General features: G+C 71.4%; 20 protein-coding genes and 1 tRNA gene. 7 read left to right on the top strand and 14 right to left on the bottom strand.

All coding sequences use genetic code 11. The features are described from left to right. The first annotated feature begins 21 nt into the window (after nucleotides 1-21). Nucleotides 22-597, top strand: a complete 576-nt coding sequence (locus ACZ6TB_RS27685) for a TetR/AcrR family transcriptional regulator (protein ID WP_465558503.1) — start codon at nucleotides 22-24, stop codon at nucleotides 595-597. Here ACZ6TB_RS27685 and ACZ6TB_RS27690 read toward each other — a convergent pair. Next, nucleotides 587-1,438, bottom strand: a complete 852-nt coding sequence (locus ACZ6TB_RS27690) for a 1-aminocyclopropane-1-carboxylate deaminase/D-cysteine desulfhydrase (protein ID WP_465558505.1) — start codon at nucleotides 1,436-1,438, stop codon at nucleotides 587-589. The two genes, ACZ6TB_RS27685 and ACZ6TB_RS27690, sit on opposite strands and share 11 nt — an antisense overlap. Nucleotides 1,439-1,477: 39 nt before the next feature. Between ACZ6TB_RS27690 and lipB the strand changes: the two genes are divergently transcribed. Then, nucleotides 1,478-2,113 carry a lipoyl(octanoyl) transferase LipB gene (gene lipB, locus ACZ6TB_RS27695; RefSeq protein ID WP_465558639.1) on the top strand — a complete coding sequence of 212 codons (636 nt, stop codon included), beginning with the start codon at nucleotides 1,478-1,480 and terminating at the stop codon, nucleotides 2,111-2,113. A 92-nt stretch (nucleotides 2,114-2,205) separates the two neighbouring features. On the opposite strand, the gene ACZ6TB_RS27700 is transcribed toward lipB, so the two are convergent. From ACZ6TB_RS27700 to ACZ6TB_RS27725, 6 genes are all read right to left on the bottom strand, one after another. Then, nucleotides 2,206-2,616: an SHOCT domain-containing protein gene (locus ACZ6TB_RS27700; protein WP_465558507.1), complete on the bottom strand. Its 411-nt coding sequence runs from the start codon at nucleotides 2,614-2,616 to the stop codon at nucleotides 2,206-2,208. Nucleotides 2,617-2,706: 90 nt separating this feature from the next. After that, the gene (locus ACZ6TB_RS27705) at nucleotides 2,707-3,810 is read right to left on the bottom strand and encodes a bifunctional RNase H/acid phosphatase (protein WP_465558509.1); all 1,104 of its coding nucleotides are present in this window, start codon (nucleotides 3,808-3,810) and stop codon (nucleotides 2,707-2,709) included. Continuing rightward, the gene (locus ACZ6TB_RS27710; protein ID WP_465558511.1) at nucleotides 3,807-4,541 is read right to left on the bottom strand and encodes a zinc ribbon domain-containing protein; all 735 of its coding nucleotides are present in this window, start codon (nucleotides 4,539-4,541) and stop codon (nucleotides 3,807-3,809) included. Before ACZ6TB_RS27710 ends, ACZ6TB_RS27705 begins: the two co-directional genes overlap by 4 nt. Next, nucleotides 4,538-5,392, bottom strand: coding sequence for a Nif3-like dinuclear metal center hexameric protein (locus tag ACZ6TB_RS27715; protein WP_465558513.1), 855 nt, complete (start codon nucleotides 5,390-5,392; stop codon nucleotides 4,538-4,540). The genes ACZ6TB_RS27710 and ACZ6TB_RS27715 overlap by 4 nt, the downstream gene beginning before the upstream one ends. Before the next feature lie 19 nt (nucleotides 5,393-5,411). Continuing rightward, on the bottom strand, nucleotides 5,412-5,993 hold the full coding sequence (locus tag ACZ6TB_RS27720; protein ID WP_465558515.1) for a flavoprotein: 582 nt from the start codon (nucleotides 5,991-5,993) through the stop codon (nucleotides 5,412-5,414). Nucleotides 5,994-6,009: 16 nt separating this feature from the next. Beyond that, the gene (locus ACZ6TB_RS27725) at nucleotides 6,010-7,236 is read right to left on the bottom strand and encodes a helix-turn-helix domain-containing protein (protein WP_465558517.1); all 1,227 of its coding nucleotides are present in this window, start codon (nucleotides 7,234-7,236) and stop codon (nucleotides 6,010-6,012) included. Nucleotides 7,237-7,480: 244 nt separating this feature from the next. Here ACZ6TB_RS27725 and ACZ6TB_RS27730 point away from each other — a divergent pair, with 244 nt between their 5' ends. Then, nucleotides 7,481-8,161, top strand: coding sequence for a bifunctional DNA primase/polymerase (locus ACZ6TB_RS27730; protein ID WP_465558640.1), 681 nt, complete (start codon nucleotides 7,481-7,483; stop codon nucleotides 8,159-8,161). 165 nt (nucleotides 8,162-8,326) lie between these two features. Here ACZ6TB_RS27730 and ACZ6TB_RS27735 read toward each other — a convergent pair whose 3' ends face one another. After that, nucleotides 8,327-8,908: a helix-turn-helix domain-containing protein gene (locus ACZ6TB_RS27735; protein WP_465558519.1), complete on the bottom strand. Its 582-nt coding sequence runs from the start codon at nucleotides 8,906-8,908 to the stop codon at nucleotides 8,327-8,329. Beyond that, nucleotides 8,905-9,756, bottom strand: coding sequence for a hypothetical protein (locus tag ACZ6TB_RS27740; protein ID WP_465558521.1), 852 nt, complete (start codon nucleotides 9,754-9,756; stop codon nucleotides 8,905-8,907). Before ACZ6TB_RS27740 ends, ACZ6TB_RS27735 begins: the two co-directional genes overlap by 4 nt. Before the next feature lie 233 nt (nucleotides 9,757-9,989). Between ACZ6TB_RS27740 and ACZ6TB_RS27745 the strand changes: the two genes are divergently transcribed. Both ACZ6TB_RS27745 and ACZ6TB_RS27750 read left to right on the top strand, forming a co-directional pair. Beyond that, nucleotides 9,990-10,496, top strand: coding sequence for a DUF402 domain-containing protein (locus ACZ6TB_RS27745; RefSeq protein ID WP_465558522.1), 507 nt, complete (start codon nucleotides 9,990-9,992; stop codon nucleotides 10,494-10,496). 83 nt (nucleotides 10,497-10,579) lie between these two features. After that, entirely contained in the window at nucleotides 10,580-11,098 is a 519-nt protein-coding gene (locus ACZ6TB_RS27750) for a hypothetical protein (protein WP_465558524.1), read from the top strand. A gap of 1,116 nt (nucleotides 11,099-12,214) precedes the next feature. Here ACZ6TB_RS27750 and ACZ6TB_RS27755 read toward each other — a convergent pair. The 5 genes from ACZ6TB_RS27755 to ACZ6TB_RS27775 all read right to left on the bottom strand — a co-directional run bounded on the left by ACZ6TB_RS27755 (nucleotide 12,215) and on the right by ACZ6TB_RS27775 (nucleotide 21,220). After that, a tRNA-Val gene (locus tag ACZ6TB_RS27755) sits at nucleotides 12,215-12,286 on the bottom strand. Nucleotides 12,287-12,328: 42 nt separating this feature from the next. Beyond that, nucleotides 12,329-12,793: a peroxiredoxin gene (locus tag ACZ6TB_RS27760; RefSeq protein WP_465558526.1), complete on the bottom strand. Its 465-nt coding sequence runs from the start codon at nucleotides 12,791-12,793 to the stop codon at nucleotides 12,329-12,331. Nucleotides 12,794-12,858: 65 nt separating this feature from the next. Continuing rightward, nucleotides 12,859-13,290 carry a DUF3052 domain-containing protein gene (locus tag ACZ6TB_RS27765; protein ID WP_465558528.1) on the bottom strand — a complete coding sequence of 144 codons (432 nt, stop codon included), beginning with the start codon at nucleotides 13,288-13,290 and terminating at the stop codon, nucleotides 12,859-12,861. 101 nt (nucleotides 13,291-13,391) lie between these two features. Next, nucleotides 13,392-15,578, bottom strand: coding sequence for a thiamine pyrophosphate-dependent enzyme (locus ACZ6TB_RS27770; RefSeq protein ID WP_465558642.1), 2,187 nt, complete (start codon nucleotides 15,576-15,578; stop codon nucleotides 13,392-13,394). A gap of 332 nt (nucleotides 15,579-15,910) precedes the next feature. Then, nucleotides 15,911-21,220: a fibronectin type III domain-containing protein gene (locus ACZ6TB_RS27775; protein ID WP_465558530.1), complete on the bottom strand. Its 5,310-nt coding sequence runs from the start codon at nucleotides 21,218-21,220 to the stop codon at nucleotides 15,911-15,913. 164 nt (nucleotides 21,221-21,384) lie between these two features. Here ACZ6TB_RS27775 and ACZ6TB_RS27780 point away from each other — a divergent pair, with 164 nt between their 5' ends. Beyond that, nucleotides 21,385-21,789, top strand: coding sequence for a YjbQ family protein (locus ACZ6TB_RS27780; RefSeq protein ID WP_465558532.1), 405 nt, complete (start codon nucleotides 21,385-21,387; stop codon nucleotides 21,787-21,789). 148 nt (nucleotides 21,790-21,937) lie between these two features. Continuing rightward, on the top strand, nucleotides 21,938-24,676 hold the full coding sequence (gene aceE, locus ACZ6TB_RS27785) for a pyruvate dehydrogenase (acetyl-transferring), homodimeric type (protein ID WP_465558534.1): 2,739 nt from the start codon (nucleotides 21,938-21,940) through the stop codon (nucleotides 24,674-24,676). Nucleotides 24,677-24,717 lie beyond the last annotated feature (41 nt).

Consider the following 24,717-nt stretch of genomic DNA (forward strand, 5'->3'; position numbering starts at 1 on the left):
CCGCTTGGTAAGTATTTAGGCGTGGGGTACGCGAAGGGCCGCGCCAAGCGGCGAGACATCCTCGACCAGGCCACCGCCCTGTTCGGCGAGGCCGGCTACCGGGGCACGTCCCTGCGGGAGATCGCGGCCCGCTGCGGCATCTCCCATCCGGGCCTGCTGCACCATTTCCCGACCAAGGAGTCGCTGCTGCTGGCGGTGCTCGAGCATCGCGACGAGGTCGACCAGGAGCGCATCTCGGCGGGCTCGCCGGCCGGGGTCGCGGCCCTGCGCCGGCTGGTCGACCTGGTCGCGCTCAACCAGACCCGGCGGGGCATCGTCGAGCTGTTCACGGTGCTGTCGGCGGAGGCGACCGCGGCCGATCACCCCGCGCACGACTACTTCGTCCAGCGTTACCGCCGCATACTGCACGAGATCCAGGGTGCGTACGCCGAGGCGCAGTCGGCCGGCGACCTGGTGCCCGGGGTCGATCCGGCGCGGGCCGCCCGCGAGCTGATCGCGTTGATGGACGGCCTGCAGATCCAGTGGCTGCTGGGCGACCCGGCGCTGGACATGGCCGCCGTCGTCGGGGCTCATCTGAGCACCCAGCTCACGCGATGACGGCCACGATCGTCGTGCCGGCCGGGAAGCGCCCTTCCGCGATCAGGGCGAAGAGGCCGGCCATCATCTTCGCCTCGTAGACGCGGTCGAGGGTGATGCCGTGCTTGTCCCGGAAGTCCGCGATGAAGGCGTCCAGCTCCGGCGTGGATCTGGCGAAGCCGCCGAAGTGGAAGCCGCCCTCGACGTGCCAGTTGGTGGTCGGCATGCCGTAGTCCGCCTGGAGGCGGCGCACGTCGCCGGCCAGGAAGTCGCCCTTGAGGGCGGCGAAGCCGATCGCCGTCTGCCCCGCGCTCAGGGCCGTGGCCGCACCGGCCAGGGTGGCCCCCGTCCCCGCGGCGCAACACAGCACGTCGAACGGCACGTCGATCTCACCGACCAACTCGGCGGCGCCTCTCAGGGCGTGCCGGTTCGCGCCGCCCTCGGGGATGACGAAGCAGTCGCCGCACCGGCCGCTCTCCCCTCTGCCCAGCACTCCTCCCCTGCCCGATTTATCGCGATATAGCGCACGATCGACGTACACCAGCCTCATGCCGAAGCCGACGGCCCGCCGCAGGATCGGGTTGAGCGGCAACCGCTCCTCCCCCCGGATGACCCCCACCGTCCGGAACCCGAAATGATGCCCGGCCGCCGCCGTGGCCAGGATGTGGTTGGAATACGCCCCGCCGAAGGTCAGCAACGTCTCGTGCCCCGCCGCCGCCTCGAGGTTGTACTTCAGCTTCCGCCACTTGTTCCCCGGGAAATCGGGGTGGATGAGGTCGTCCCGCTTGAGCAGGACACGCACGCCGCCGACATCCCCGTCGAGCGCCTGGAGCGGCGACGGCAGGCGAAGCGCGATCGGCACCCCATCACGATAGAGACGTACGCTCGATCCGTGGACGCGATGACCGACCTGAAGCGGGTCGACCTCGGCGAGGTGCCCTACACGCGGGCGATCGACGACATGGCCGGCTGGGTCGAGGAGCGCCGCACCGGCATCGCGCCCGACCGGCTGTTCCTGCTCACCCACCCCGAAGTGATCACGTACGGCAAGCAGACCCCGCCCGGCGACCTGCCCTCGGCCGGCGACCCGATTCCGACCGTGGCCGTCGATCGCGGCGGTCACGCGACGTACCACGGTCCCGGCCAGCTCGTCGGCTACCTGGTCGTCGACCTGCACGAGCGCGGCCCCGGCGACGTGGTCCGCTGGGTCGAGAACTCGCTGATCACGGCCCTGGGCGGCCTCGGTTTCCGGACGATCCGCCGCGACACGCCCAAGGGCCACCCGAGCCTGGTCGGCGTCTGGACCCCGGAGCACGCCAAGCTCGTCTCGATCGGCATGCGCATCCGGCACGGCGTCACGAGCCACGGCTTCGCGCTGAACATCGACCCCGACCTGAGCGCCTACCACCGCTTCGTGGCCTGCAGCCTGGACGGCGTCCCGATGACCTCGCTCCGCGCGATGGCCTCGGAACAGGGCATCCCGCTGCCGCCCGAGCCCGAGATCCGCGAAGCGATCGCCGCCGCCTTCGCCGCCTGAGCGGGCCGGCCGGAGCGGCCGGAACAGCCGGAACAGCCGGAACAGCCGGAACAGCCGGAACGGCCGCGGGCGAACCCGCGGCCGATGCCGGGCTAGGCGGCCGCCGGAGTCTGGCCGAGCGCAGTCGCCTTGAGCTTCTCGAACTCGCCGGCCGTGATCGCGCCCGAATCGAGCAGCGACTTGGCCGACGCGATCTCGTCGGTCGCGCTGCGCTTGCCGTCCGATGTGGCCACCGAACGGATGTACGCGTCCTGCCGCTTCTGCGACTCGGCCGCCGATGCCATCGCCCGCTCCTGCATGCCGCCGCCGCGGGCGATCAGGTACACCAGCATGCCCAGCAGCGGCAGGATGATCAGGAACAGGGTCCAGAGTGTCTTGCCCCCACCGCCGAGGTCCTTGCTCCGGAACAGGTCTCCGAAGATCCAGAAGAGACACATGAACCAGGCGAAGAAGATGAAGAACTCGAACAGCGCGAGCAGGAACGACCCATTGTTGTCGAACACGACGCCCTCCCGGAGCCGCGGAATGTTGTGATCAGTCCACCGCGAACGGGAGTTTCCGGCCTCATCCTCAGAGGGCTAACTTCGCCAGAGCTAGCGCAGGTGCGCGGTCTCGTTCACCGAGCGGACCGCCACGTTCCCGTCCGGCCACGCATCCATCGTCGAGACGCCGGCCGCGTCCAGGTACAGCCGGTGCAGGAAGGTGTCCGAGGCGGCGAGCGCGTCCCGCAGGATCAGCTTGATCGGCGAGACGTGGGAGACGATCACGACCACCCCTCCCGCGTACGCCTTGAGCACCGTCGCCATCGCGGACCGGATCCGCTTCGCCACCGCCTGGAAGGACTCGCCACCGGGCGGCGCCACCGACGTCGAGCCCAGCCACGCGTTCATCTCGTGCGGCCAGCGCTCCTGCACCTCGGCGAAGGTCAGCCCCTCCCACTGGCCGAAGTCGCACTCGATCAGGTCGTCCACCACGGTCACCGGCACGCCGCCGACCTCGGCCGCGATCAGCTCGGCGGTCCGCACGCACCGGCGCAGCGGCGAGGCCAGCACCGCGGTGACGTCCCGGGAGATGCCCGCGACCCGGCCCGCGGCCGCCATCGCCTGGGCCTCCCCCTCGTCGGAGAGCGGCACGTCGCCCCGGCCCGAGTAGCGGCCCTGCTTGGTCAGCGAGGTCTCGCCGTGGCGGACCAGGATGAGGCGGGTCGCGTTCTCCATCGAGGGCGGCGCCCACGAGACCGGCGGAGCCGGCGCCGGCGCCGGCTCGTCGATCAGCTCGGGTCGCGGGGTCTTGCCCTGCGCCTCGTCCATCGCCCGGTTCGCGAGCGCGTCGGCCGCCTTGTTGCGCTCCCGCGGGATCCACTCGAACGAGACCCGGGAGAAGCGGCTGACCAGCTCGGCCGCCGACGCCGCGAGCGGCCGCAGGCCCGGGTTCTTGATCTGCCAGCGGCCGGACATCTGCTCGACCACGAGCTTCGAGTCCATCCGGACGTCGACCTCGGTCGCGTTCAGCTCGAGCGCCGCCTTGAGCCCCTCGATCAGGCCCGTGTACTCGGCGACGTTGTTGGTCGTGGTGCCCAGCGACCCGTACCGCTCGAGAAGGATCTCCGCGGTCGGGTGGGTGCGGACCACCGCGCCGTAACCGGCCGGCCCCGGGTTGCCCCGGGACCCGCCGTCGGCCTCGACCAGCACTCTCACAGTCCGGACTCCGCGGTTCGCACCATGATCCGCCGGCACTCCTCGCACCGGACGACGTCGTCGGCGTCCGCCGACTTCACCCGGGCCAGGTCGGCGCCGTACAGCTCGATGCGGCACCCGCCGCACCGCCCGGAGCGCAGGAGCGCCGCGCCGAGCCCGGACTCCAACCGGATCTTGTCGTAGAGCCCGACCAGGTCGGCGGGCAGATCGGCGGCGAGCGGGCCCCGGCTGGAGGACTTGAACTCCTGCTCCTTGGTGATGTCGCTGAGCGCCTCGTCGCGCCGGCGCTCGGCCGCCGCCCGGCGCTCGACCGCCGCCGCCAGCCGGCCACCCACCTCGGTCAGGGCCGCGTCGGCCGTCTCCTTCTGCTCCATCAGCTCGAGCTCGGAGTCCTCGAGCTCGGACTGCCGCCGGTTGAGCGTGGCGAGCTCGTGCTGGAGGCCCTCGATCTCACGGAGCGCGCCGCCCGCGTCCAGCCGCTTCTGGTCCTTGTCCTTGCGGGTGCGCACCTGCTCGATGTCCTTCTCGAACCGGCTGATGTCGCGCTCGAGGTCGTCGACGGCGACCTGGGCGCGAACCCGCTCGTCCTCGAGTGCGGAGATCTCCCGGGACGCCGCGTCGATCTCGGCGAGCTCGGGCAGCGACTTGCGCTTGTGCGCGAGCTGGGCGAGGGCGGTGTCGACCGCCTGCAGGTCGAGCAGGCGGCGCTGGGCATCCGGGGAGGCCTTCACGGCTGGGTCTCCTTCTGAAGGGAACTGAAAGCATGAACCGTCCAGGGGTCGGTGTCCACGTCGGACACCGTCACCTCGACGCCGAACTCTTCGCGCAGCCAGGCGCCCACCTCGTCGAGCCAGGGTCGCTCGGTCGCCCAATGGGCGACATCGAGCAGGGCGGGGCCTCCCTCGGCGAGATGCTCACTGGCGGGGTGGTGGCGAAGATCGGAGCAAAGGTACGCGTCGACGCGCGCCCTGGTCGCGTCGGCCAGGAACGAGTCGCCGGCGCCGCCGCAGACCGCGACCGTGCGGATCGCCCGCTCCGGGTCGCCGGCCGCGCGGATGCCCGCTGCCGTCTGCGGCAGGCGCACCGCCGCGAACCCGGTGAGCTCGGCGAGCGTCATCGGCTCGGGCAGCTCGCCGATGCGGCCCAGCCCGCGGCCCTCCCCCTCGGCGGCGCCGGTCGCCGGCACCAGCGGGCGCAGCCCGGTCAGCTCGAGCCGGTGGGCGAGGGCGTCGGAGACGCCGGGGTTGGCCACGTCGGCGTTGGTGTGCGCGGCGTAGAGAGCAACGTCACCGCGGATCAGCCGGTGGATGATCCGGCCCTTGTACGTATCGGGGGCGATCGTCGACACCGGTTTCAGCAGCAGCGGGTGGTGGGCCACGATCAGGTCGGCGCCCGCCGCGAGCGCCTGGTCGACGGTCTCGGGGACGCAGTCGACGACGGCCAGCACCCGGGTGACGGCGTGCGTGAGATCGCCGAGCACCAGGCCGACCCGGTCCCAGGACTCCGCCCAGTCCCGGGGGTAACGCCGGTCGAGGGCGTTGACCACGTCCAGGACGGTCGGTGCGGCGGCAGTGTCGGTCACGGCCGACAACTCTATCGGGCTACGCGTGCGTTCCCGGCTCGACTCGGCTGCTCATCGTCACCGGATTGCTCACCGCCTGGAGCGCGCGTCGCCACGGGAACTGCCCGCGGAAGCGATCGGTCTGGCCGGGACCGCCCAGCCGGCACACATCCTCGCCGTACAGGACGTGCACACCCCAGTCCCGGAGCTTCGCCAGGCTCTCGTGCAGGGCGGGGTGCAAAGCCATGACCTTGTTCGTGTACGGGACGACGGCCGTCGGCACGCCGTACCCGTAGCCCTCGACCAGCAGGCCGAGGACCAGAGTGTCGGTGATCCCGGCGGCCCATTTGTTGACCGTGTTGACCGTCGCCGGCGCGACGATCATGGCGTCCGCGTCCGGCAGGACGTCCGGGTCGCCGGGACTCTTGTAGTAGGTACGTACCGGATGTCCGGTCTGCGCCTGGAGCGCCGCGACGTCGACGAACTTGCGGCCGTCCGGCGTGGTGATCACGCAGACCTCCCAGCCTTCCTGCTGGGCGAGAGTGACCAGGACCCCGACGTCCCGGGCCATGGGCGAGCCACAAACCAGGATGTAAAGCACGCCGGCAGAAGGGTTCGTCATCACTGGCGGACCCACCTCATACTCCGACTCCCATCTGCTCGGCCAGTTCCGCGATCGGAGCCGGCGGCGTCCCACGCGTACGGCGCAGCACGTCGGAAAGAACCTCGTGGGCGAGCGGGCGGCAGCGGATCTCGGACGGGGCGAGTCGGTCGCCCTCCAGGAGCATCTCGCTCGCCTTGTCGATGTTGCCGATCTGGGTGTAGCCGCGGGCGATGTCCAGGTAGTGGTGCGCCCGGCGCTCCGGCAGCAACGCGTGGAACCCGACCTGATCGATCTTCTCGTGGGTCTCCACCGCGGTGCGGCCGTCACCCAGCTCGACCGCCGTGGCGCAGCGGTGCAGCTGCACGTTGGTCGGACCGAAGCTGGTCCAGTAATGGTTGAAGTCGCCGCCGAGCTCGAGCGACGCCTGCTCGGCGCCGCACAGCAGGTCGCGCACGGTCGCGCTGTCGCCGATCCGCGCCGCCGCCATCGCGCCGTTGAGCAGCAGCATGCCGTACACGGAGAGCCGGTCGGCCTGCGCCTGGTCGCGGCTGGGCGCGAGCCGGTTCGCGATGTTGACGTTGACCTCCAGTGCGGGACGCACCCGGCCGAGGGCGAGCAGCGCGCTGCCGACGCGGTAGCTGGCCAGGCCGGCCAGCAGCTGGTCGCCGGCCCGCTGGGAGACCGCGATCGACCGGTCGGCCGCGAGCCAGGACAGCTCGTGCTCGCCGACCTTGCGCAGCGCCGACGACGCGATCTGGTACACCTGCCCGAGCAGATGGGCCGCGTCCCGGGCTTCGGCCGAGCTGGCGTGGGCGCTGTCCGCCGCCTGCGCGTCGCGCAGCAGCTTGGGCAGGGCCCTCGCCAGCACGCCGTACTTGGCGTGCTGATAGGTCAGCCACGCGTGGCTGACCGCTTTGCGCATTTCCGACAGAGGTGGCGAGTTGGGCACAGCCTGGAAGAACGCGCTCATCTGGTCATAGCGCTCCAGAGCCGCCCGAATTTCCTCGACCTCCACCTGGTCGATGCAGTTCTGCGTTTCCGGCCGGCGTTCCACGTCCTTGCCCAGCAACAACTGGACATCGACCTGAAGTACGTCAGCGATCTCGTAGACGACGGAGAACTTGTCGAGTCGGCGGACCCCCCGCTCCACCTTGTCGACCCAGCTCTTGGACTTTCCCAGCCGGTCGGCAAAGACCTGCTGGGACATCTTGCGTCGGCCGCGCCAGTAGGCGACGCGGCGGCCGATCGGCAGCTCGTCCACGATGCCTCCCCCGACTCGCCAGGCGACCCCCGCCGGCGAGCCCTTGTGTCGTTTGCAGTTTGGATCGTCCACGTGCGCGGCTGTCGCACAGCGTGTGTGATCGCCTGCTCACCGATGCTCGTAGTTTTTGTTGCAACTTGCAAAGGGTGAATCTGCCGAGCCCAACGACGCGTGTCGCGCTTGGATACGGCTCCCGCGGCTGATATGGCCGTGGGTCTCCCAAAGATCGGGGGTAATGCGAGCCATGCAGTGGACCGCCAACGGACCGTTCGTGCCGCAGGCGATTTCCGAACGGCTGGACCGGGTGCGCCTGCGCCGCCACGCGCTGCGCTACGCCGAGCACGGCTGGGCGGTGACGCCCGGTGCCTGTCTCACCGGGCACCGGTTCACCTGCGGCCGGGCCGGTTGCCCGATCATGACCTGCCACCCGGCGCTGGAGTCCTGGGAGGACTCGGCGACGACCGACCCCGGCCTGGTCGCCGAGTGGTGGCGGCGCCGGCCGTACAGCGTGCTGCTGGCGACCGGCTGGAAGTTCGACGCGCTGGAGGTACCGGCCTCGCTCGGTCTGCGCGTCCTCGGCGCCGCCCGCCTCCAGGGTGGACGCCACGGTCCCGACGCCCGCGGCCCGGTCGCCGTGACCGCGGGCGGACGCTGGATGTTCCTGGTCGAGCCCGGCACGCCGCTGCGCCCCGAGCTGGACCACCGGCTGGACGTGGTGCGGCACGGCCGTGGATCGTGGATCCCGGCCGCGCCCAGCCGGATGCTCGAGGGCCCGGTGCGCTGGGCCGTCCCGCCCGAGCGGACCCGGTGGTGGCTGCCCGGCCCGGACGCCGTGCAGGCGCTGCTCGTGGACGCCATCGGCGCCGCGCCGTCGCCCCGCCCCGCCGTGCCACGGCAGCTGTCCACCGCTCGCCGGGCCGCCTGAGGCCGGCCGCGGGGACAACGACGTCCGTCCGACCGCCAGATCGTTGACGCTGGTGGCGGACGGTAGACGGGCATGGGTGGGAGCACGCATGTCGTCAGACAACGTAGTTGCATTCCTGGTGACGGTCGAGTCACTCAATGGAATGAACGTGCGTGAGCGCGGCGCCTACTGAGGTTTCTTGGGGCGAGCTCGTACGTGAATGCGGGCGCCCTGCCGGTCGAAGATCGTCAGGAACTCGACCGGGCCGCCGCCCGAGCTGCCGAACCAGTGCGGGACCCGGGTGTCGAACTCGGCCGCCTCGCCCGCCGGCAGCACCAGGTCGTGCTCGCCCAGCACCAGGCGCAGCTTGCCGCTGAGCACGTAGAGCCACTCGTAGCCCTCGTGCGTCTTGGGCTCCGGCTCCTGCCGGTCGCCGGCCGCGATGATGTGCTTGAACGCCTGCGGCCCGCCCGGGTTGCGGCTCAGCGGCAGGATCAGCTGGTTGTGCAGGGTGATCGGCCGTGCGTAGACCCGCGGGTCGCCGGTCTGCGGCGCCCCGACCAGCTCGTCCAGCGGCACGCGATAGGCCTGGGCGAGCGGGAGCAGCAGCTCGAGGGTCGCCCGGCGCTGACCGGACTCGAGCCGGGAGAGCGTGCTCACCGAGATCCCGGTGGTCTCGGCCAGCGCCGACAGGGTGATTCCCGACTTGCGGCGCAGCGCCCGCAGCCGCGGGCCGACCTCGCGCAGCACGTCGTCCGTTGCCGTCATGGCAACAATGATTCCCTATCGGTCAGCTCCCGGTAGGCGTCGAGCACGGCGGCGGTCCGGTCGGCCAGCTCGGGCGCGGCCTCGACCGGGGGCGCGCCCGCGGTGAGGCGGGCCAGCACCAGCTCGGCCTGGCGGGCGGTCGCGCCGATCCGGCGCTCCTTCAGGAACGTCTCGCCGGCCAGCGCGGCGTCGTCGATCGCGCGCAGGATCCGGTTGGCCTGCTCGCCGGTGCTGAGCCACAGCTCGTCGGCGCGGTCCGCCTGCTCGGCCAGCGCTTTGCCCGCTCGGCTCTCGGCTTCCTGATGGCGTACAGCCTCCAGGCCCGCCCGGAGCCGGCGCAGCTCCTGCCGCCGGGCCAGCAGCGTGGCCAGGTCGTCGAGGGCCAGAGTCAGCGAGCGGTCGGCCGCCTCCGGGTCGATCATGCCCGGGAGCTCGGGCCAGGTGCGACGGACCCGCTGGGCCATGGTGAGCGCCCGCGCGTAGGCGGCGCGCTCCTCACGCGTACGCAGAACGCGGGTTTGATCGTCCTTGGGAAGCTCGAAGATCGCCTGCTGGGACCGGCGGCGGTCGTGCAGGCCGGCCAGGCCGAGGGTGGCGATGATGGCGCCGCCGAGCAGCCAGGCGGGGACGCCGGCCACCATGAGTAGGGCGCCGGCGAAGAACAGCGGCAGGCTGAGACGGGCGAGGAAGGTCACGCGGACCTCGCGGCCGCGGCCGCTCGGGAGGACCGGGCGGGATTCGATCAAGCTTCCGGCGCGGCGGCGGCGAGCGCGGCCGGTGCGGGTCTTGAGGGGGTACGCGGAGACCACGGTCTTCTCGGCATCAGAGCCGATGTGCAGGTCCGGCATCGCGTCTCCCCTTGTTCGCATTCTCCCCTGGTTCGCCCGGGCGGGCCCGATCGCCGAGGGGAATCCGACCGGGGCCCGCCCACCGTGCGGGATCTCCCGCAGGCAACCTCAAGGATCGGCGCCCGCGGTGCGCGGTTGACGATTGCGTCGGGTGCGGGCCGGTTGCCCTCGGCCTGGCCGATTCGGGTCACACCGGGGCTGTCGCCCGATGATGATCGCGGTAGCCTCGCGTGGTGACCGCGGTCGATCTCGTCCTGTGCAAGTACGGCGGACGGCCGCATCGGCAGGTGACCGGCCGGCTGCTCGGCGAGGACGCGTACGGGACGTGGGTGGCGACTCCCCGCGGCAGCGTGGTCAGCTACCACTACGGCACCCGCCCGACCGGCGTCACCCGCGCCGACGCCGTGCGCCTCATCCCGGTCGAGGGCTGGTGGATGGCGATGTTCCTGGCCGAGCCCGCCACGCGCGACCTGTACTGCGACGTGACCACCCCCGCCGAGTGGACCGGCCCGGCCGAGATCACCCTGATCGACCTCGACATCGACCTGGTCCGCTACCGGTCCGACGGCCGGGTCGAGGTGGAGGACGAGGACGAGTTCGAGGAGCACCGGGTGTCCCTCGGCTACCCCGAGGAGATCGTCGAGGGCGCGTTGCGAGGCGCCGAGTCGTTACGCGCGGCGCTGGCCCAGAACGAGGAGCCGTTCACCGAGCACTACCGAAAATGGCTGGCCCTGGTCTGACGCCCGGCCCCGGTGTGCCAACCCTGGTGGCCCGCCTCCGCCGCCCCCGAAAACTGTCATAGGCCACCCCTAAAGTCCCCCGCATGAACGACACCCCACTCCAGCAGTCCCCCATCACCCTCGACCGCCGCCTCATGCTCGGCGAGACCGACTACCAGGTCACCGCCTTCCCCACCGAAGACCACCGGATAGACCTGTGCATAGTCAGCACCGACGGCAACGGCCAGGTCTTGAGCGAGGTCAGCGGCGGCCTGGCGCCCCAAGACCTGATCCCCCTCACCGACGTCCTGACCTCCACCCTGGCCGGCCTGATAGCGATGACCCAGCCCCCGCTGTCCTCCCGCCCGGCCCCACCTCCCGACCGCCGAGGCCGCCACCCCAACCAGGGAGCCCGCTGGACCCCCGACGACGACGCCCAGCTGACCGCCCTCTTCCAGTCCCACCCCCGCCTGCGCGACCTGGCCACCCATTTCGGCCGCAGCCCCACCGCCATCCGAGCCCGCCTCGACCACTTGGCCGAGCTCCCCGTGGCGGCGCCGTGGCCCACTCCCGCGCCGCACGCCACCCCGCTCCCGTCCCCCCTCCCAGCCCAGGCCGCCTAGCCCACGCCCGCCCGCCGCTCCCGCCCCGCCCCGTCCCGCGCTGGGGCGGGGCCGCAGGCGCCAGGATCGAGGCCCCGCCCGACCAGGGCAGGGCCAACAAGCCGGCCCGCCGCCCCGGCCAATCAGAGGAGACGAGACCACACGGCAGCCGCCGAACAAGGCCGCGCCGGTGCCAGCCGCCGCCGCGAGGCCACCCCATGCCGAGGCGACAGACGACCTTGGGCGGAGGCCGCGGCCGGCCCTGAACCGAGACCGCAGGTGGCCCTGAACTGAGACCGCAGGCGGCCAGGCCTAGCCGACCGGGTGGGCGGCTCCGGGCTGCCGCGGCGCGGCGTGGCATAGCGGCCTGCTCAACCACGCGGGCCTGCTCTGCCTGGGCCCGCTCCGCCGCGCGAGCCGGCCCAACCGCGCGGGCCGGCCCAACCGCGCGAGCCGGCCCAACCGCGCGAGCCAGCCCAACCGCGCGAGCCAGCCCAACCGCGCGAGCCAGCCCAACCGCGCGCGCGGGCCGGCCCAACCGCGCGAGCCAGCCCAACCGCGCGAGCCAGCCCAACCGCGCGAGCCAGCCCAACCGCGCGAGCCAGCTCTGCCGAGGGCCCGCTCCGCCGGGCGGCCCTGCTCAACCGCGCGAGCCTTTTCAACCGCACGGGCCTGCTCAACCACGCAGGCCTGCGGTGAGGGCCGAGCCGGCGATAGGCGGGCGTCAGACTTCCGCGGCGAGCGATTCCAGCGCCGGGCGCGCAGGCGGGTCACGGCTGACACGCGGGGTGGGCCTGCGCGGAACTATGCGGAGCTGCGCTGGACGAGCGAGCGGAGCTGCACTCAACGCGGAGCGGAGCGGAACTGCACTGCACGTGGAGCGGAACTGCACTGCACGTGGAGCGGAACTGCACTGCACGAGGAGCGGAACTGCACTGCACGCGGAGCGGAACTGCACTGCACGCGGAGCGGAGCAGCACTGCACGTGGAGCGGAGCTGCACGTGGAGCGGAACTGCGCTGCACGCGGAGCGGCGCGCAGCGGGGTTGACGCGGGGGTCCGGGGGCTCGGCCCCCGGAGCCAGCATGACGCGGGGCCAAGGTCCGCGATTTGTGCGGACGCGGGGCTCCGCCCCGCGTGGGCGCGGTAGGTTTCGAACCTACGACCCCTCGCTTGTAAGGCGAGTGCTCTCCCACTGAGCTACGCGCCCGGATCGGCTTGCGACCGGAATGGTCATCGTACCTTGCCGGGATCAGGGCCTCAGCGCGGCGATGGCGTCTTGCCAGGGGTGCTGGTCGCGGGGGACGCCGGGGCCCTCCTCCTGGGCGAAAACGATCACGCCGCGGGGGTCGATCAAGAACGTTCCGCGGTTGGCGAAGCCGGCCTCCGCGTTGAAGACGCCGTAGTCCGTGGCGACCTTGCCGTGGGGCCAGAAGTCGGCCAGCAGCGGGAAGTCGAAGCCCTCCTGGAGGGACCAGACCTTGTGGGCGTAGACCGAGTCGACGCTGATCGCCAGCACCTGGACCGAATCATTGGCATAAAAGTGGATATTGTCGCGAATGACGGTTAGTTCGCCGAGGCACGTGCCGGTGAAGGTCAAAGGGTAGAAGACCAGGAGCGCCGCCTTGCGGTCGCGGAAGTCACGAAGGCGTACGAGCTGATTGTTCTGATCCTTCAGCTCGAAGTCTGGCGCCTGGGCTCCGACACTCAGCGGCATGCGCCCACCCTAGCCGGACCGGCGCCAGAGGGACGCCGGCCGGCGCGAACGGAGGGGACAGCGAGCTACTTCTTCTTGGCACCCCTGGGGGAGACGAGCCGGGCACCCGTCCAGTCCTTGCCGGCGTTGACCGTCGAAGTCTGCTGCAGGCCCGCCGTGGGGGCGGACTCGGAGATCTCGCTCGGCTCGACGTGGCCGTCGCGGCCGGCCTTCGGGGTCAGCAGCCACACCACGCCGTTGTCGGCGAGGGGGCCCAGGGCATCGGTGAGCAGCTCGAACAGATCACCGTCACCGTCGCGGTACCAGAGCAGCACCGAGTCGACGACCTCGTCGGTGTCTTCGTCGACCAACTCGCCGACTCGTTCGGTCAGGGCGTCACGGAGGTCTTCGTCGACATCGTCGTCGTAGCCCATCTCCATGACCACCATGTTCGGCTCGAAGCCGAACCGGTCCGCCAGGCTGCGTACGCCGTCGGCCTGACCAGCGGTCGCGCTCACTGTCTAAGTCCTCCTAGCCAAGAATGAAATTGCACGAAACCTGGGGGTAGTCCACACACTTGCGGCCTCGTGCGCAAGTGGCGCACCGAGTGTGTGGCAATTTACCGCGCCAGCAGGGCGTGGGCACCCTGTGTGATGGCATCCTCCCCCACCAGCACGTGTTGTGCGGCCGGACCGAGCGGAATCAACGAGTCCGCCGAGGCTATCCGCCTCGCCGAACCGACGAAACCGCCGTCCACCAGGGCCGCGAGAATGCCCTCGCCGACGCCGCCGGAGCGCCGCGTCTCGTCGACGATCAGCACCCGGCCGGTCGCGGCGGCCTCCCGGACCAGGTCGGCGGCCGGCAGCGGGCTCAGCCAGCGCAGGTCCACGACGCGGGATCCGTAGCCCTCCTCGGCCAGCCGCGCCGCCACTCGCAGTGACATCCGCAGGCCGTTGCCGAACGTGACGATGGTCAGATCGGCGGCGTTGCCGACGGGGTAGGTGCGCGCCCGGCCGATCGGCACGTGCTCGACGGCCCAGGAACTGGGCGCCGAGTAGGGCGCCAGCCACTCGTTGTCGCCCTGCTCGTAGAGGTCGCGGGTGTGGTAGAGCGCGATCGGCTCGAGGAACACGCAGACGCTGCCGTCGGCCGCGGCGGAGGCGAGGCAGGAGCGCAGCATCGGCGCGGCGTCGACCGGGCGCGCGGGCACGGCGAGGACCAGGCCCGGGATGTCGCGGAGCACCGCGACGGAGTTGTCGTTGTGGAAATGGCCGCCGAACGCCTGCTGATAGGCGAGCCCGGCGATCCGTACGACCATCGGGTTCTTGAACGCCCCGGAGGAGAAGAACGACATCGTCGCCGCCTCGCCCCGCAGCTGGTCCTCGGCGTTGTGCAGGTAGGCCAGGTACTGGATCTCGGGGACCGGGAGCAGCCCGTCGAGCCCGGCGCCCAGGGCCAGCCCGAGGATCGTGGTCTCGTCGAGCAGCGTGTCGAAGACCCGCTCGGCGCCGAACCGCTCCTGCAGCCGCTTGGTGACGCCGTAGACGCCGCCCTTGCGCGCCACGTCCTCGCCGAACAGCACCATGCCGGGGTGGGACAGCAGCGAGTCGGCGAGCGTCGCGTTGATCGTCTGGGCGAGCGTGAGCGGGCCGGACTGCTCGGGCAGCTTGCCGTCGAAGGCCTTGAGCCTGGTCGCGGCGCCGGGACCGACGGCCCGGGTGGCGATCTCGGTGATCTCGTGGGCGACCCGGAGCGGGCGGCGCGGGGCGAGCGGGGCGACCACGTCGGCGACCGTGGCCAGCTTGGGCTCGCCGAGCACCTCCTCGGCGACCTTGCGGACCTGCCAGCCGATCTCGTCGTAGCGGGCGATGACCTCCTCGGGGCTGAACAGGCCGGCCCCGACGAGCAGCCGCGCGGTGCCGACCAGCGGGTCGCGCTCGAGATCGCGGTTGATCTCCTCGGTGGTGCGGTAGGCGACCTCGGCGTCGGCGCCGGCGTGCCCCATGAGCCGCACGGTGGACAGATGCAGCACGGCCGGGCGTCGCTCGCGCCGGACGAAGCCGGCCGCCTCGACCGCGGCGTCGTAGGTGGCGGCCAGGTCGCAGCCGTCGGCGGACGTGTAGCGCACGCCGGGGCGCGACGCGAGCATCGCGGCCAGCCAGCCATCGGGCGACGGCACGCTCACGCCGAGGCGGTTGTCCTCACAGATCAAGAGCAGCGGCAGCCGTACGGCCGAATGCTCGAACCACCCCGCGGCATTCAACGCGGCCGTCGCCGACGCATGGTTGGCCGAGGCGTCCCCGAAGGAGGCGACCGCGATCGCGTCCGCCGGCCAGCGCCGCTGCGACGAGCGCGGCCGGGCCAGGGACCAGGCCAGACCGACCGCCCGGGGCAGGTGCGAGGCGATCGTCGAGGTGGTCGGGACGATGTGCAGGTCGGCGCTGCCGAAGACCTTGTGCCGGCCGCCCGCGATCGGCTCGTGGGCCGAGGCGACCACCCCGCGCAGCACGTCGCGGGCGGCGTCGCCGATGCTCTTGGCCCGGGCGCAGAAGAACGCCGCCGACCGGTAGTGCAGCAGCGCCGGATCGGTGGGCAGCAGCGCCGCCGCGACGCCCGCGTTTCCCTCGTGGCCGGACGAGCCGATCGTGTAGAAACCCTCGTTGAAGCTGCGCAGCCAGCGCGCGGCCAGGTCGAGATGCCGGCTGGCCAGCTGCGCGTCGAAGAGCTCGGCGGCCCGGCCGCCGGTGAGCAGGGCGCCGTCGCGGACGGCGTCGCCGGGCGCGCGCCGGTCGCCGGGCACCGGCAGGGCCGACACCGCGTCGCGGAAGCGCTCGTCGAGGTTCTGCGGCGTGGTCACGGGACCAGCATCGCCCACTCACGCCAGGCCTGCCATGTCGGAAACCGGCCGAAGATCCGGATGCCGCCCTGACGTGCAGCGATCACCCGAGTCTGATCCGTCACGGATTCGGCCCGTGGCCGACGGCCCCGATGCTGTACTCGGCCGATGACGCTGTGGCTGGCCGCAAGACGGCTCGCGGTGTGGATGGTGCTGGTGCCGGTCGTATTTCTGGTGCTGGACCTCTACACGTGAGTGCGGGCCGGGGGAAGACCCCCGGCCCGCACGTGAGATGCCCGCGGTCAGCGTGTCAGCTGAACCCGCTGCGCCGCCCGCTGGACGGCGGCGACCTGCGCCGACGTCGCCGAGGTGACCGTGACGGCCGCCTTCTGGTAGCGGACGGTCGAGCCGGTCGGCGGCAGGCCGCCCGCGACGACCGTCTTCGCCCCGATGGCCGTGTTGGCCGGGATCGTCACCGCGACACTGAACTCGCCCGCCCCGTTGGTGACGGCCGTGCCCAGCTTGACCGCCCCGGCGTAGAGACCGATCACGATCCCGGTGTACGGGGCGTACCCGCTGCCGCCGAGCGTCACCTGCGTGCCGGCCCGCACCGAGGTCGCCGACTGGGTCAGCAGGCTCGTCGTGGTCGGCATCGTGGCCGGCGGCGACGTGGCGGCGAGCGCCAGGATCGCCGTGGCCTCGACCGCGGAGCTCGGCGCCGACTTGACGCCGGCCTGGGTGCCGTTGGCCACCACCGTCACCGAGTAGACGCCCGGTGTCACATTGGGGATGGTGCAGGTGGTGGCGGTCGCCGTCGTCCCGGCGCAGGTGAGCGGCGTGGCGCCGCCGGTGGCCGTGGCGGTGAAGCCCGCCAGCCCGTCACCGGCGCCGTTCGACGCCCACGTCACGACGAGCGTCTTGACGCCCCCGGTGACCGCCACGTTCAGCGGCGTGCCCGGCGGCTTCCGCGGGATGACCGTCGCGGCGGCGCTCGCGGCCGACCAGCCGCTGGCGGCCCGGCCCACGGCCACGACCGTGACCTGGTACGACTGCCCGTTCGTGAGACCGGTGATCGTGCAGGTCGTGATCGTCCCGTTCGCCGTGGCGCAGCCGCGTGTCGTCCCGGTCGCGTCGGTCGCGGTGACCGTGTAGCGGGCGATGCCGTCACCGATGTTGGCCGGCGCGGTCCAGCTGACGACCGCGCTCATGTCGGCGGCGGCCGCGGTCACCGCGGTCGGGCTGCCCGGGGCGCCGGCGTTGGGCCGGACCCGGGCCGAGGCCGCGCTGACCGCCGAGCTGTCGGTCCCGACGGCGGTCACCGTGACCGTGTACGACTGCAGGTTCGTGAGCCCGCTGATCACACACTCGGTCTCGGTCGTGGTCGTGCAGTCGGCGCCGTCCGGCCCGGCCACCGCCCGGTAGGACACGACCCGCTGGGCCGCGTTCGCCGGCGCGGTCCAGGAGACCGCGATCTGGTGGTTGCCGGCCATCACATCGACGTTGTACGGGCGGCCCGGGGCTCCTGGCACGATCGCCTCGGACGCGCGGCTGAACGCCGAGCTGCCGCTGCCGTGAGCGCCGACGGCCTGCACCCGGAACGTGTAGCTCTGGGCCGGGTTGAGGCCGGACACCACACAGGACGTGGCGGTGTTCGCCGCGGTGCAGCCGATGTGGCCCGGGATCGACTCCACGACGTAGCCGTCGATGCCCGCGCCTTCCGCCGGCGTCTCCCACGAGACGACGACCTTGGCGGTGGTCGCGCCCGGGGCCACGGTGGGCCGGGTCGGGACGTCCGGCGGTCCGGCCACGATCGGATCGGAGGCCGGGCCGGTCGCCGTACGACCCGCCGTGCCCTCGGTGACCACCGTGAACGTGTAGGCGGTGCCGCTGATCAGGCCGGTGAAGAGGCAGGAGCCCTTCTCGACGTGCATGCAGGCGGTCGGCGTGGTGACCCGCGGGTCGGAGTAGACCGAATAGCCGCTGATCGGACCGCCCGTGGTCGGCTCGTCCCAGGTGACCCGCACCGCGTTCGCGCCGTCCTGGGTCAGCGTCGGCTTGCCCGGCGCGTCCGGTCCGGCCATCGACATCGGCTCGCTCGGCGGGCTGTCCGACATCGAGCCGCCCGGCCCGTTCGCCGTGACGACGAAGGTGTACTCCTTGGCGTCGCTCAGCACGTCGAACTCACACGACAGGGCGTCGACCCCGACACAGTTCTCCGACAGCACCGGGGTGTTGTCCGAGTCCTGGGTGTCGTAGGCGGTGACCGTGTAGTTGGTGACCGGTCCGGCGCCGCCCGGGGACGGGTTCCAGGAGATCCGGGCCGTCACGACGTGCCCGTCGACGGCGATGACGTCGACCCGGGGCGGTCCCGGAGCGTTCGGCTTGTTCGGGATCACCGGTTCGGTCGCCTCCGACGTGTTGCCGTCGAGGGCGTTCTCGGCCTTGACGGTGAACGTGTACTGCTTGCTCACGTCGAGGCCGTGGATGACGCACGTCTGGTTGGGCGGCGTGGCCGTGCAGGTGGACAGGTCGGTCACGCCCGTACGCGGTGTCACGGTGTACGTGCTGACCACCGATCCGGTCGGCTCGTCCCAGCTCACGGTCACCGTGCCCGGCATGGTGCTGACCTCGACCTGGACGTTGGTCGGCGCGAGCGACGGACCGGGAACGATCGCGTCGGTCGGCTCCGAGTCCTCGTCGCCGGCGTCGTTGTAGGCCTGCACGACGAAGGTGTACTGCTTGTCCTCGTCGAGGCCGGTGATGTCGCAGTCGGTGTCGCTCGGGCCGCCCGTGCAGGTGGGCGTCTCGTCGCCGCCGTCGGGCGAGGTGGCGATGACCCGGAAGCCATCGGCCACGCCGCCGGTCGTGGCGGCGGTCCACGTGACGTTCACCTTGCCGGCGACGTCGCCCAGGGCCACGTCCACGTCGGTGGGCGCGTCCGGCTCGTCCGGCAGGACGGCCGAGGTGACCGGCGCTTCGGAGTGACCCGCCGGGTTGATCGCGCTCACCTCGAACGTGTACTCCTTGGTCGGGTCGAGACCGGTGATCTCACAGCTCGTGTCGCCGGCCCCGGCCACGCAGGGGTTCGTCTGCGGCAACGCGCCGTCGTCGGAGGCCGTCGTCACCTCGTAGCCGGCGGGCACACCGAGGTCGGTCGGCAGCGTCCACGACACCGTGACCGTGCCCGGCTCCCCGAGCGTCACGCTGACCGGCGTCGGCACGCCCGGCTTGTCCGGCTTGAGGGCGGCGGTGGCGGTCGCGGGCGTGGACCCGAGGTCGTTGTTCGCCTCGACCGTGAACTGGTAGTGCTTGCCCGGCTGCATTCCGCTGAAGTCGCAGAAGAAGACGGTCGGTCCCACGTCGCAGGGTGTCTCGGACGGCAGGGTTCCGACGTCGGTCGTGGTGGCGGTCACCGTGTAGCCGTCCACCGTGCCACCGCCGTCCGGCGCCGCCCACGTCACGTGCGCGGTGCCGGGCGTCGAGCCGGGGGCCGCGGCCACGGAGGTGGGCTCGCCCGCCTCGTCGGCCACGATCGGCCCGACCGGCAAGGCGCTCTCGCTGCCGAGATCGTTGGTGGCCGTCACCGCGAAGGAGTACGGCTTGTCCGAGTCGAGGTCGGTGATCGGGCAGTCGGTCTGGTCGCCGTCGACCTCGCAGCCGGCCGAGTGGGCCGCGGTCGCGTCGGCCGAGGTGACCTCCACCGTGTAGTGGTCCACCGCGGCGCCGGCCGGCGGGGTCCAGCCGACCGTCACCTGACCCGCGTCGTCGATCGTCACGTGCACGGAGGTCGGCTCGCCCGGCTTGGACGGCACGATGGGGTCGGTCGCGGTCGCGGCCGTGTCGCCGGCGACGTTCGAGGCCTTGACCGTGAACTGGTAGGTCTTGTCTGCGTCCATGCCGGTGAACGTGCACTCGTACACGTCGGCCGCGACCTCGCACGGGCTTTCGTCCGGCAACGTGCCGAGGTCGGTGGTGGACGCCGTCACCGTGTAGCCGGCGACCACGCCGCCGGTGTTGGGCGCCGCCCAGTGCACGGTGGCCGTCGCCGGGTCCCCGGCGAGCGTCACGGTCACGGTGCGCGGCGTGCCGGGCTTGTCCGGCCGGATCGAGTCGCTCGGATCCGAGGGGACCGTGCCCAGGTCGCCGATCGCGGTCACCGTGAACGTGTAGTTGTCGGCGGTGCTCAGGCCCGTGATGACACACGACGGCGCGGCCAGGTCGGCCCCGCAGCCCGCCTGCTGGGTGCCGCTGCCACCGCCGTTGTCCGGGTTCGCCGTCACGACGTAGCCGGTGACCGCTCCGCCGGTGGTCGCCTTGTCCCAGGTCAGGGTCACCTTGCCGGCCGCATTGCCGAGCGCCACCGTGGGCGTGGACGGCTTCGCCGGAAGCTCGGAGACCACCGAGTCGCTCGCGTCCGAGGTCTGCTCGCCGGCGGCGTTCTTGGCCGTCACCTTGAAGGTGTACCGGGTGCCGTTCTCCAAACCGGTGAAGTTGCACGGGCTCGAGGACGTGTTGCAGGCCGCGACGGTCAACGGATCGGGGGTCACCGTGTAGCTGGTCGGCGCGCCGCCGTCGGCGGGCGGATCCCAGTAGACCGTCACCTCGCCGGCGTTGTCGCCGAGCTCCACGGTCGGCGCGTCGGGCTTGCCCGGCAGGCCGGGGATGACCGAGGTCGAGGCGAAGCTCGGCACCGAGTTCCCGGCGTCGCCGTCACCGACGGACATCACCGTGAAGGTGTACGACTTCGTCGCGGTAAGCCCGGCCACGGTGCACGTGGTGTCGTCCGGGTCGGACGTGATGCACGCGTCCGCGGTCTCGGCGTCGTCGTCGTCGGTGGCGGTCACCGTGTAGCCGGTGATCTCCGAGCCGCCGGTCGGTTTCTCCCAGGTGACGTCCACGCTGGTGTCGCTCGCCCGCACCGCGGTCGGGGCGGCGGGCGCGTTGGGCGCGCCGGCGATCTTCGGGAGGGAGGCGGCGCTCGCCGTCGAGGTGCCGGTGCTCACGGTCCCGTTGGTGACGCCGTTCGCGACCACCTTGAACGTGTACGAGGTCGCGGCCTCGAGGCCACCGATGTCACAGGAGGTCGTCCCGACCGGCACCAGCGCCAGGCAGGACCCGGTCTGGGACGCGCTCGACGGCGTCGGCGTGACGCGGTAGGAGGCGATGCCCGCACCGGGGTCCGGCGCCGCCCAGGTCACCCGCATCGTGGTGGCATCGCCCTGGTAGGCGACGGTGGGACGGGCCGGGGTGCCGGGCGGTCCGGGTGTCATCGACCCGGTGGCGGCGGCCGGCGGCGAGCAGTCGGTGACGTCGCTCGTGCTCGCGTTCGGGCAGGCGATGACGCCGACCGTGTACGTCGTGCCGGCCGTGAGGTTGTTGATCGTGCAGGTCCGCGCGGACGCAAGGGCGTCGCAGGTCGCGCCGGTGTTGGTGGTGGCCCGATACCGGGCGATCGTTCCGCCCGGGGTCGTGGGTGGCTGCCAGTTGACCACGATCAACCGCCGGCCGGCGGTCGCCGTGACGCTCTCCGGCGAGGCGAGCGGCGACGCCATCGCCGGCGCTGGGTTGGCCAGCACGCCGCCGACGGCCAGCAGCGCACTCGCGGCCGCCACCGCCCATCTGGAAAGAGTTCGCCTTACTGGTCGCACTGTTCCACCCCCGGTTCTGGTTGCCACCACCACAAGGTAGCCATTTCAGGGGTAAATGCGGCTGAAACGGGTTAATAGGCTTCCGCCCACCCCCGATCACCTGCTAATGCGGCTGGCAGACTCGCGGCATGCGTACCGAAGTGATCACTGTCCGGACCGGCTCGAGCCCCGTCGTGCGGGACATCACCGATGAGGCGAGCCGGTTCGTCGCGTCCGAAGCGGACGGTCTGCTGCACATCTTCGTGCCGCACGCCACGGCCGGACTGGCGATCATCGAGACCGGGGCCGGATCGGACGACGATCTGCTCGCCGCGATCGATGAGCTGCTGCCGGCCGAGGACCGATGGCGGCATCGGCACGGATCCCGGGGCCACGGCCGCGACCACGTCCTGCCGGCCTGGATCCCGCCGTACGCGACACTGCCCGTGATCGGCGGAAAGATAGCGCTCGGCACCTGGCAGTCGATCTGCCTCGTCGACACCAACGGCGACAACCCCACGCGGCAGGTGCGGCTTTCGTACATAGACGGCTGAGAAGTTACTGGTCAGTACATGTGTCCCGGATCGCGGACAGCCCGGGTAGGCGTGACGATGCGCACCGCGACGAGGCAGGATGGAGTCCTGTCCGAGCGACTCACACAATGGCCGCCCGGTTTCCGACACCCGACCAAGAGGATTGCCTGTGGCCACGGAGCGCAAGCGCCCGGTAATCAGCGATGGACTGCCGAGCCAGCTTCCCGACATCGACCCCGAGGAAACCAACGAGTGGGTCGAGTCGCTCGACGGAGTCATCGACGAACGCGGCGCCAAGAGAGCCCGCTACGTTATGTTGCGCCTGCTCGAGCGGGCCCGGGAGCGGCAGGTCGGCGTTCCGCCGCTGACCTCCACCGATTACATCAACACGATCCCGCCGGAGCAGGAGCCCTGGTTCCCCGGCGACGAGTTCGTCGAGCGCCGCATCCGGGCGTACATCCGGTGGAACGCGGCCATGCTCGTGCACCGCGCGCAGCGCCCCGAGATCGGCGTCGGCGGCCACATCTCGACGTACGCGTCGAGCGCCAGCCTCTACGAGGTCGGCATGAACCACTTCTTCCGTGGCAAGGACCACCCGGGCGGCGGCGACCACATCTTCTTCCAGGGCCACGCCTCCCCCGGCATGTACGCCCGGGCCTACCTCGAGGGCCGGCTCAGCACCGACGAGCTCGACGGCTTCCGGCAGGAGCTGTCGCACCCCGGTGGCGCCCTCCCGTCGTACCCGCACCCCCGCCTGATGCCGAACTTCTGGGAGTTCCCCACCGTCAGCATGGGCCTCGGCCCGCTGAACGCGATCTACCAGGCGCGCTACAACCGCTACCTGCAGAACCGCGGCATCAAGGACACCAGTCAGCAGCGGGTCTGGGCGTTCCTGGGCGACGGCGAGATGGACGAGGTCGAGTCGCTCGGCGCGATCGGCCTGGCCGCCCGCGAGGAGCTCGACAACCTGACCTTCGTGATCAACTGCAACCTCCAGCGGCTGGACGGGCCGGTGCGGGGCAACGGCAAGATCATTCAGCAGCTGGAGTCGTTCTTCCGCGGCGCCGGGTGGAACGTGATCAAGGTCGTCTGGGGCCGGGAGTGGGACCCGCTGCTGGCCGCCGACAACGACGGCGCGCTGGTCAACCTGATGAACGTCGTCAACGACGGCGACTACCAGACCTACAAGGGCGAGTCCGGCGCGTACGTGCGGGAGCACTTCTTCGGTCGCGACCCGCGCACCCGCAAGATGGTCGAGGGCATGTCCGACGACGAGGTCTGGAACCTCAAGCGCGGCGGCCACGATTACCGCAAGCTGTACGCGGCGTACAAGGCGGCGACCGAGCACACCGGCCAGCCGACCGTGATCCTCGCCAAGACGATCAAGGGCTGGACGCTGGGCTCGCACTTCGAGGCCCGCAACGCCACGCACCAGATGAAGAAGCTGACCCTGGACGACCTCAAGGGCTTCCGGGACCGCCTCTACCTGGACATCAGCGACAAAGCGCTGGAGGAGAACCCCTACCTCCCGCCGTACTACCACCCCGGCGAGAAGTCCGACGAGATGCAGTACATGCTCGAGCGGCGCCGCGAGCTCGGTGGCTTCGTGCCGTCCCGGCGCACGAAGCACAAGTCGCTGGCGATCCCCGACGCGAAGGCGTTCGGCGACGTCAAGCGGGGAAGCGGCAAGCAGAAGGTCGCGACCACGATGGCCTTCGTCCGGCTCCTCAAGGACCTGATGAAGGACAAGGAGTTCGGCGCGCGCTGGGTGCCGATCATCCCGGACGAGGCGCGCACGTTCGGCATGGACTCGCTCTTCCCGACCAAGAAGATCTACTCGCCGCACGGCCAGACCTACACCTCCGTCGACCGGGACCTGTTCCTGTCGTACAAGGAGGCCAAGAACGGCCAGATCCTGCACGAGGGGATCAACGAGGCCGGGTCGACGGCGAGCTTCATCGCGGCCGGCACGTCCTACGCGACGCACGACGAGCCGATGATCCCGCTGTACATCTTCTACTCGATGTTCGGCTTCCAGCGGACCGCGGACGAGCTGTGGGCCGCCGCCGACCAGATGACCCGGGGCTTCCTGCTCGGCGCCACGGCCGGCCGCACCACGCTGAACGGCGAGGGCCTGCAGCACGAGGACGGCCACTCGCTGCTCATCGCGGCCACCAACCCGGCCGTCGTGGCCTACGACCCGGCGTACGCGTTCGAGATCGCGCACATCGTCGAGAACGGCCTGCACCGCATGTACGGCGAGAAGCAGGAGAACGTCTTCTACTACCTCACCATCTACAACGAGCCGATCCTCCAGCCCGCCGAGCCCGAGGGCGTCGACGTCGAGGGCCTGCTCAAGGGCATCTACCGCTACAAGGCGGCGCCCGAGACCACCGGGCCGAAGGCACAGCTTCTGGCGTCGGGCACCGGCATGGGCTGGGCGCTCAAGGCCCAGGAGCTGCTGGCCCAGGACTGGGGCGTGGGCGCCGACGTCTGGTCGGTCACGAGCTGGACCGAGCTGCGGCGGGACGCGGTCGAGATCGAGGAGCACAACCTGCTCAACCCGGGCGACCAGCCCCGGAAGCCGTACATCGAGCAGAAGCTCGAGGGCACCGAGGGCCCGGTCGTCGCCGTCAGCGACTTCATGCGGGCGGTGCCCGATCTGATCTCGCGCTGGGTGCCGAACGACTACACGTCGCTGGGCACCGACGGCTTCGGCATGAGCGACACCCGGCACGCGCTGCGCCGCCACTTCCACGTGGACGCCGAGTCGGTGGCCGTGGCCACGCTGCGTCAGCTCGCGCTGCGGGGCAAGGTGCCGTCGCACGTGCCGGCCGAGGCGGCCAAGAAGTACGCGATCGACGACGTCTCGGCGGCTCCGGTCGGCGAGACCGGTGGAGACAGCTGAAAAGCGAAAAATCAGACAGCGGGCCTCACCGTACGCGGTGA

Source organism: Actinoplanes sp. NPDC051537 (assembly GCF_055586105.1).

Bases quoted from the DNA above. Each gene is read 5' to 3' on its own strand.
- lipB (WP_465558639.1), top strand. From the start codon at position 1,478: ATGACCGACCTGAAGCGGGTCGACCTCGGCGAGGTGCCCTACACGCGG.
- ACZ6TB_RS27720 (WP_465558515.1), bottom strand. From the start codon at position 5,993: ATGACGAACCCTTCTGCCGGCGTGCTTTACATCCTGGTTTGTGGCTCG.
- ACZ6TB_RS27730 (WP_465558640.1), top strand. From the start codon at position 7,481: ATGCAGTGGACCGCCAACGGACCGTTCGTGCCGCAGGCGATTTCCGAA.
- ACZ6TB_RS27735 (WP_465558519.1), bottom strand. From the start codon at position 8,908: ATGACGGCAACGGACGACGTGCTGCGCGAGGTCGGCCCGCGGCTGCGG.
- ACZ6TB_RS27740 (WP_465558521.1), bottom strand. From the start codon at position 9,756: ATGCCGGACCTGCACATCGGCTCTGATGCCGAGAAGACCGTGGTCTCC.
- ACZ6TB_RS27750 (WP_465558524.1), top strand. From the start codon at position 10,580: ATGAACGACACCCCACTCCAGCAGTCCCCCATCACCCTCGACCGCCGC.
- ACZ6TB_RS27760 (WP_465558526.1), bottom strand. From the start codon at position 12,793: ATGCCGCTGAGTGTCGGAGCCCAGGCGCCAGACTTCGAGCTGAAGGAT.
- ACZ6TB_RS27780 (WP_465558532.1), top strand. From the start codon at position 21,385: ATGCGTACCGAAGTGATCACTGTCCGGACCGGCTCGAGCCCCGTCGTG.